This is a genomic window from Actinocorallia lasiicapitis (assembly GCF_054778695.1).
In genome coordinates this window covers 1-6,384 of sequence record NZ_BAAGZI010000344.1, presented here as the reverse complement: position 1 = coordinate 6,384, position 6,384 = coordinate 1, and the positions used below count along the sequence as shown (strand labels likewise).

The following is a 6,384-nucleotide window of genomic DNA, read 5'->3' as shown; positions in this document are numbered from 1 at the left end:
CCGCGCGGCCTGCCCGGCGGGCTGGTGCTGGCGGCGGCGTGCGGCACCGACCTCAGCCAGGACGTCCACGACGAGTCCCTGACGCTGGCCAGCGCCTTCCTCGCCGCGGGCGCGTGCGGCGCGGTCGGCTCCCGCTGGATCGTCGACGATCTGCCCGCCGCCGTCTTCATGGCGCTGTTCCACCACTTCCTCAACTCCGGCTACCCCGATCCGGCGCGGGCGCTGCAGGCCGCCCAGGCGCGGCTGCTCGACCCGGACGCCGGACTGCCCGCCGCGATCACCGAGCTGTTCGCCGGTGATCTGTCCGAGGCCCTGCTCTCCGCTCCGGAGGTCTGGGCCGCCTTCACCTACCAAGGACGGTGACGATCTTGACCGCCATAGGCATCGACCTCGGAACCGTGAACTCGTGCATCGCGCACGTCGACGACTCGGGCCGCCCGGTCGTCATCCCCAACCGGGTCGGCGAGAAGACGACCCCGTCGGTGGTCTACTTCGAGAGCGCGACCCACCAGGTCGTCGGCAAGGAGGCCAAGAACAGCGCGGTGCTCGCGCCGGGCCAGGTCGCCGAGCTGGTCAAACGGGAGATGGGACGCAAGGGGCCGCCGCGCGTGTACCACGGGCGCGAGTACCGGCCCGAGGAGATCTCGGCGATCGTGCTGCGCAAGCTCGCCGAGTTCGCGGGCGAGAAGCTGGGCGGCCCGGTCCGCGACGTCGTCATCACGGTGCCCGCCTATTTCGGGGTGGCCGAACGGGACGCCACCCGCAAGGCGGGCGAGATCGCCGGGCTGACGGTCCTGGACGTCCTCGCCGAGCCGGTCGCCGCGGCCCTGTCCTACCAGGCGGAGCATCCGGGGCTGGGGGAGAAGACCCTGCTGGTGTTCGACCTGGGCGGCGGCACGTTCGACACCAGCGTGATCCGGATGACCGACGGCGCCGCCGACGTGGTCTGCACCAAGGGCCATCTGGAGCTGGGCGGGGTCGACTGGGACCGGCGGCTGGCGGCGTATCTGCTCGGCGAGTTCCAGCGGGTCCACCCCAGGCTCGACCCGTCGGCCGACGAGGAGTTCATGCAGGATCTCGCCGAACGGGTCGAGCAGCTCAAGCACCATCTCAGCGAGGTGCTGTCCCGGCAGGTGCCGCTGCGGTGGCGGGGCGAGGTCGCCAGGGTCGAGGTGACCCGCGCCAAGCTGGAGGAGCTCACCGCCGACCTGCTGGAACAGACCTTCCAGATCACGGAGCAGACCCTCGCCGAGGCGGCCGCCAAGGGCGTCGTCGGGATCGACGAGATCATCCTGGTGGGCGGGATGACCCGGATGCCCGCGGTGGAGGCGGGTCTCCAGCGGGTCTTCGACCGGCCGATCCGGCGGCACGACCCGGATCTGGCGGTGGCGCGCGGTGCGGCGCTGCACGCGCTGGCGCGTTCGGGCACCGCGCAGGAGATCGCCGACCGGCTCGACATCACCGCCGAGGAGGCGGACGCGATGATCGGCCGGAGGGTCAGCACGGTCGTGCCGCGCGGGTTCGGCGTCAAGGTCGTCGACGAGCGGGATCCGCTGTTCGCCACCGACCCGGCCCGCGCCCGCCAGTTCGTCGTCCATCTGCTGCCCGCGGGGACCTCGCTGCCCGCCGACACCGGCCCGGTGATGCTCGCGACCGTCATCGACAACCAGCCGCTGATCGAGGTGGACGTGTGGGAGGCCAAGCCGGGCACCGACTCGCCCGAGCTCGCCGACAACGCCCGGATCGGCAGCGGGATGCTGCGGCTCGCGCCCAGGACCCCGGCCCGCACCCCGGTCCATGTGACGTTCGAGCTGAGCGAGACCGGGCTGCTGGCCGTGAGCGCCGCCGACTCGCGGGGCGGCGGCGCGCTCCGGTTCGAACTGCGGATCGGCGGGATGGACCAGGCCGACGTCGACCGGGCCAAGACGGCGCTGGCCCGCAGCCGGGTGGAGGACTGATGTCGCTGCTCAAGGCCCTCGGGATGCTCGCCGACGACTGGACGGCGGTCCGTGCGCGGTTCCCGTCCGAGCAGGGCGCGGAGCTGGACTTTCTGGTGGGGCTGCTCGCCGACGAGGGCGACGACGCCGAGCGCCGCGCCCTCGGCAGACGCGTCGCCGACCTGCTGCGCGCCGTGCTTCCGAAGGACCATCCGATCCGGGTGGAGCTGCGGCGCGGCGACCGTTCGACGGCGCTGCAGCCGGAGTGGCGGGCCACGACGGAGCGGCTGGGCCACGGCCGGGACCCGGCCAGGACCACCCAGGAGAAGGTCGCGGCCGCCCTGCGCGCCCGCTACGACCGGGTCGCGATGCTGGTCAGGCCCGTCCGGGAGCTCGACAGGTACCGCCCCTGGGCGATCTGCTTCCCGGACGGCGACCTGGTCAGGCTGCCCGCGTTCCAGTTCCGGGACTTCCCCGAGCCGTGGCCGGTGGTCGTCGAGGTCAACGGGCTGCTCGACGCCGCCGACGACCCGCGGGGCGTGCTCGACTGGTGGGGTTCGCGGAACGCCCGCTGCGGCGGCTCCCCGCCCGCCGACCTCATCGGCACCGATCCCGCGCCGATCGTCGCGGCGGCGCGCGCCCTGGTGGAGGCCGACTGATGGCCAGGTCCCTGCCCCCGGACGGCTACACGCCCGATCCGGTCCTGCACACGCTCCCCGCCGACTCCGTGCTCTGGCGGGTCCACCGCCGCGGGCGGACGGCGGACGGCTTCAACTCCCGGCTCACCGACGTCAACGATCCGAGGGGCGGCCGCTTCGACGGCACCGGCCGGCACCCGTACCCGTCGCTGTACGCGGGCTGCCAGGCCGCCACCGCGCTGAGCGAACTGCTGCTGCGCGACCTTCCCTTCGGCGACGACGGCTACCGCCAGATCCCCCGCGCCGCGGTGCGGGGGCGGCGCGCCTCGGTGATGTTCACCCTGCGGGAGCTGACGCTGGTCGACCTGCGCCACGAGGAGGGGCTGAACGCCGTCGCCCAGGACGCCTGGCTGGTCGCCGCCGACAGCGCGGACTTCCATCTGACCCGGCACTGGGCGGGCTGGATCCACGACCACACCCCCAAGATCCAGGGGTTCATCTGGCAGTCCAGAAGGCACCAGGCTCACCACTCGGTGGTCCTATTCGGCGACCGGTGCGAGCCCGTCGAGGACCTCGTGGCGGTCGAGGAGCCGATGGGCGTCGACCTCGACGGGGCCGACGGAGCCGCGTTCATCAACCATGTGCTCGCCCCGCACCGGGCGCGCATCGACCCCCCAGGGAGGCCCTGATGGAAGACACAGCCACCGAACCGGAGAGCCCCGAGCTGCCCGAGGCGCCGGAGGCCGCGGACGACGCCGAGCTGCTGCTGGCGCTCGCCACCCGGCTGACGGCGGTCGAGCAGCAGCTCGGCGACTTCCACCGCAGGTCGGCCCATCGCGAGACGGTCATCGACCGGCTGCACGAGGAGAACCAGGTGTTCCGCTCCGGGCAGCGCCGCGCGGTGCTCGACCCGGTCGTCGTCGACCTGTTCCGCCTCTATGACGGCCTGCGCAAGGAGGCGTCGCGGCTCGCGGGCGAACCGCACGGCCGGGTCCTGGAGAGTTTCGCCGACGAGACGGAGCTGATCCTGGAGCGCTGCGGCATCGAGGCGTTCGAGCCGAAGCCGGGCGACCCGTTCGAGGCGGCCCGGCACAACCCGTCCTCGACGGTCCCCACCGACGATCCGGCGCGGCACAACACGGTCGAGGCGGTGCTGTCGGCCGGGTTCGTCGACCGCGAGGCCGGCCGGGTGCGCCGTCCGGCGCGCGCCCGGTTCTACCAGTTCGTCCCGGCGGATCCCGAGTCCGCCGCCCCTGCGGAAAGCGAGTAGCGCGATGGCCACTTTCGGAATCGACCTCGGCACCACCTATTCCTGTATCGCCTACGTCGACGACGCGGGGCGTCCGGTCATCGCGAAGAACGCCGTCGGCGAGGACACCACCCCGTCGGTGGTCTACTTCGAGACCCGGGAGAACGTCGTCGTCGGCGCGGACGCCAAGAAGTCGGCGCTGCTGGACGCCGACCGGGTCGTCCAGCTCATCAAGCGCCAGATGGGCGAGAAGCTGGAACTGGACTTCGACGGGGTCGCCCACACCCCCGAGTCGATCTCCGGCCTGATCCTGAAGGAGATGGCGCGGGCGGCGGCCGAGCTGACCCACCTGGAGGTGAAGGACGTCGTCATCACCGTCCCCGCCTACTTCGGGGTCAAGGAGCGGCAGGCCACCAAGAACGCGGGGGAGATCGCCGGGCTGAACGTCCTCAGCATGGTGCCGGAGCCGGTCGCGGCCGCGCTGCACTACGAGGCGATCTCCACGGGCAACAAGACGATCCTGGTCTACGACCTGGGCGGCGGCACCTTCGACACCACGGTGATCAAGCTGGAGGGTTCCGACATCCATGTGGTCTGCACCGACGGCGACCACCGGCTCGGCGGCGCGGACTGGGACACCCGGATCGCCGACTTCCTCCAGGAGAGCTTCCTGGCGGAGAACCCGGGGTCGGCGGCGGGAGACAGCGAGGACTTCCTGCAGGATCTCGCGCTCGCGGCGGAGGATCTGAAGAAGGCGCTGAGCAGCACCCAGTCGCGCCGCCACAACATGCGGTTCGACGGCGACGTCGCCAAGGTCGAGCTGACCAGGGAGAAGTTCGAGGAGCTGACCGGCGATCTGCTGGAGCGCACCTTCAAGATCACTGAGCGGACGTTGGGGGTCGCTGCGGAGAAGGGCGTCACCGTGTTCGACGACGTCCTGCTGGTCGGCGGTTCGGTCCGGATGCCCGCGGTGGCGGCGGGGCTGCGCGAGCGGTTCGGGTTCGAGCCGAAGCTGCACGACCCGGATCTCGCGGTCGCCAAGGGCGCGGCGAGGTTCGCGCTGATCGAGTCGATCAAGGTGCGGCTGCACGACGAGGAGTCCGGCGGCACCAAGCTGGACGAGGCCGCCGTCGCGGAGGTCGCCGACCAGCTCAACCTGGACAAGACCGAGGTCAGGAAGCTGGCCGACAAGCGGGTCACCGCGGTGGTGCCGCGGGCGTTCGGGCTCCGGCTGCTGCGGACGGTGCGGCCCGAGGTCTACATGGTCCAGCACGTGCTGCGCGCCAACACGGCGCTGCCCGCCGATCCGCCCGCCGAGCGCATCTTCACCGCCTACCCCAACCAGACCGCGTGCAAGATCGAGATCTGGGAGCAGGCGGGCGCCGCGGAGTCGGAGGAGCCCGCCGACAACGCGCCGATCGGCGAGGGACTGATCTCGGGGATGCCGCCGCTGCCCGAGGGCTCGCCGCTCGACGTCACCTTCGCGATGGACGAGATGGGCACGCTGCGCGTCTACGCCATCGAGCTCAGCACCCGCAAGGACCTCCACATCGAGATCAAGATCGAGGGGCTGTCCGACCAGGAGGTGAGCGAGGCCAGGTCGGCCGTCGCCCGGTACGAGCTGAGCGAATGAGCGTCGACAGAGCCGCCTACGAGCGGGACGTCCTGGGCCCGGCCGTCGCGGGCGGCGGCACGCCGCCCGCCGACCTGTTCGCCCGGTACGGGCTGACCGGGTCCGAGCGGATGGCTCCGGCCGCGTTCACCGCGCACGTCGAGGAGATGGTGAAGCTGTGGCGCTCCACCGGGGTGAAGAGCCGCCGGTTCCGCGCCCTGACCGACGCGATGCTCGCCGCCCACAACGATCTGGCGGAGCGCAAGGAGCTGACCTGGCAGCATTTCGAGCGGGGCCGCAAGGAGAACGAGGGCAAGGCGCAGGCCCGGCTGAAGGAGCGGATCGAGCAGCTCGCGGCGGCGGGGCCGTGCGTGTCGGCGGCGGCGGTGCGGCTGCTGGCGGGCGGTGTGATCGACGAGGCGACCGTCCGGGCGATGCTCGCGAGCCATCAGGTGACGGTGGTCGATCCGCTGTGGCGGCTGCCGGACCAGCCGTCCGGCGGTAGGGGGTTGCGCACCGCCGTCCGCACGCTCGGCCTCGACCTCTCCGCCGACCAGGTCTTCGGCCGGGAGCGGCGGCAGCGGGGCTTCCGGCTGAGCGGCGGGTTCCGGCTGAACTCCGGCGAACGGCTCACCGCCGACGTCATCGGGCGGAAGAAGACCGAGCTGGCGGGCAAGACCTTCGACTCCCGCAAGAGCGCCTCCGACACGGTCTTCGCGGTGCTGGAGAAGGCGGCGCGGGAGGGTTCGCTGGAGGACCTGCTGCTGTGGGAGGTCGCCGAGGCGCTGCGGGAGGCGGTCGAGGCGCAGCTCCCGCTGCGGATGATCATCGGTGAGGCGGCTTCGCTCGGCTTGGCCGAGGCCGACGCGCAGGGGCTGGCGCTGTCGCTGGTCGAGCAGCGGTCCGGGCCGAACCAGGGCGGCGGGGCGGCCGCCGAGGCCGCGGAGG

Annotated in this window: 7 protein-coding genes; all 7 read left to right on the top strand. The window is 72.3% G+C overall.

Annotated elements, in window-relative coordinates; translation table 11 throughout:
* Window positions 1–363: CHAT domain-containing protein (locus ACYVE7_RS26970; protein WP_460368412.1), on the top strand; the 363-nt coding region annotated here is incomplete at its 5' end.
* Window positions 364–368: 5 nt separating this feature from the next.
* On the top strand, window positions 369–1,958 hold the full coding sequence (locus ACYVE7_RS26965; RefSeq protein WP_460368410.1) for an Hsp70 family protein: 1,590 nt from the start codon (window positions 369–371) through the stop codon (window positions 1,956–1,958).
* Window positions 1,958–2,596: a hypothetical protein gene (locus ACYVE7_RS26960; RefSeq protein ID WP_460368409.1), complete on the top strand. Its 639-nt coding sequence runs from the start codon at window positions 1,958–1,960 to the stop codon at window positions 2,594–2,596. The genes ACYVE7_RS26965 and ACYVE7_RS26960 overlap by 1 nt, the downstream gene beginning before the upstream one ends.
* The gene (locus tag ACYVE7_RS26955) at window positions 2,596–3,264 is read left to right on the top strand and encodes an RES family NAD+ phosphorylase (protein ID WP_460368407.1); all 669 of its coding nucleotides are present in this window, start codon (window positions 2,596–2,598) and stop codon (window positions 3,262–3,264) included. Before ACYVE7_RS26960 ends, ACYVE7_RS26955 begins: the two co-directional genes overlap by 1 nt.
* On the top strand, window positions 3,264–3,845 hold the full coding sequence (gene grpE / locus ACYVE7_RS26950; RefSeq protein WP_460368406.1) for a nucleotide exchange factor GrpE: 582 nt from the start codon (window positions 3,264–3,266) through the stop codon (window positions 3,843–3,845). The genes ACYVE7_RS26955 and grpE overlap by 1 nt, the downstream gene beginning before the upstream one ends.
* Window positions 3,846–3,849: 4 nt before the next feature.
* Entirely contained in the window at window positions 3,850–5,457 is a 1,608-nt protein-coding gene (locus ACYVE7_RS26945; RefSeq protein WP_460368404.1) for an Hsp70 family protein, read from the top strand.
* Window positions 5,454–6,384, top strand: a 931-nt coding sequence (locus ACYVE7_RS26940; protein ID WP_460368402.1) for a hypothetical protein, incomplete at its 3' end; no start/stop codon positions are given. The genes ACYVE7_RS26945 and ACYVE7_RS26940, both read left to right, overlap by 4 nt.

Excerpts from the sequence above, each read along its gene's own strand:
- grpE (WP_460368406.1), top strand. The coding sequence starts at position 3,264 with ATGGAAGACACAGCCACCGAACCGGAGAGCCCCGAGCTGCCCGAGGCG.
- ACYVE7_RS26955 (WP_460368407.1), top strand. The coding sequence starts at position 2,596 with ATGGCCAGGTCCCTGCCCCCGGACGGCTACACGCCCGATCCGGTCCTG.
- ACYVE7_RS26960 (WP_460368409.1), top strand. The coding sequence starts at position 1,958 with ATGTCGCTGCTCAAGGCCCTCGGGATGCTCGCCGACGACTGGACGGCG.
- ACYVE7_RS26945 (WP_460368404.1), top strand. The coding sequence starts at position 3,850 with ATGGCCACTTTCGGAATCGACCTCGGCACCACCTATTCCTGTATCGCC.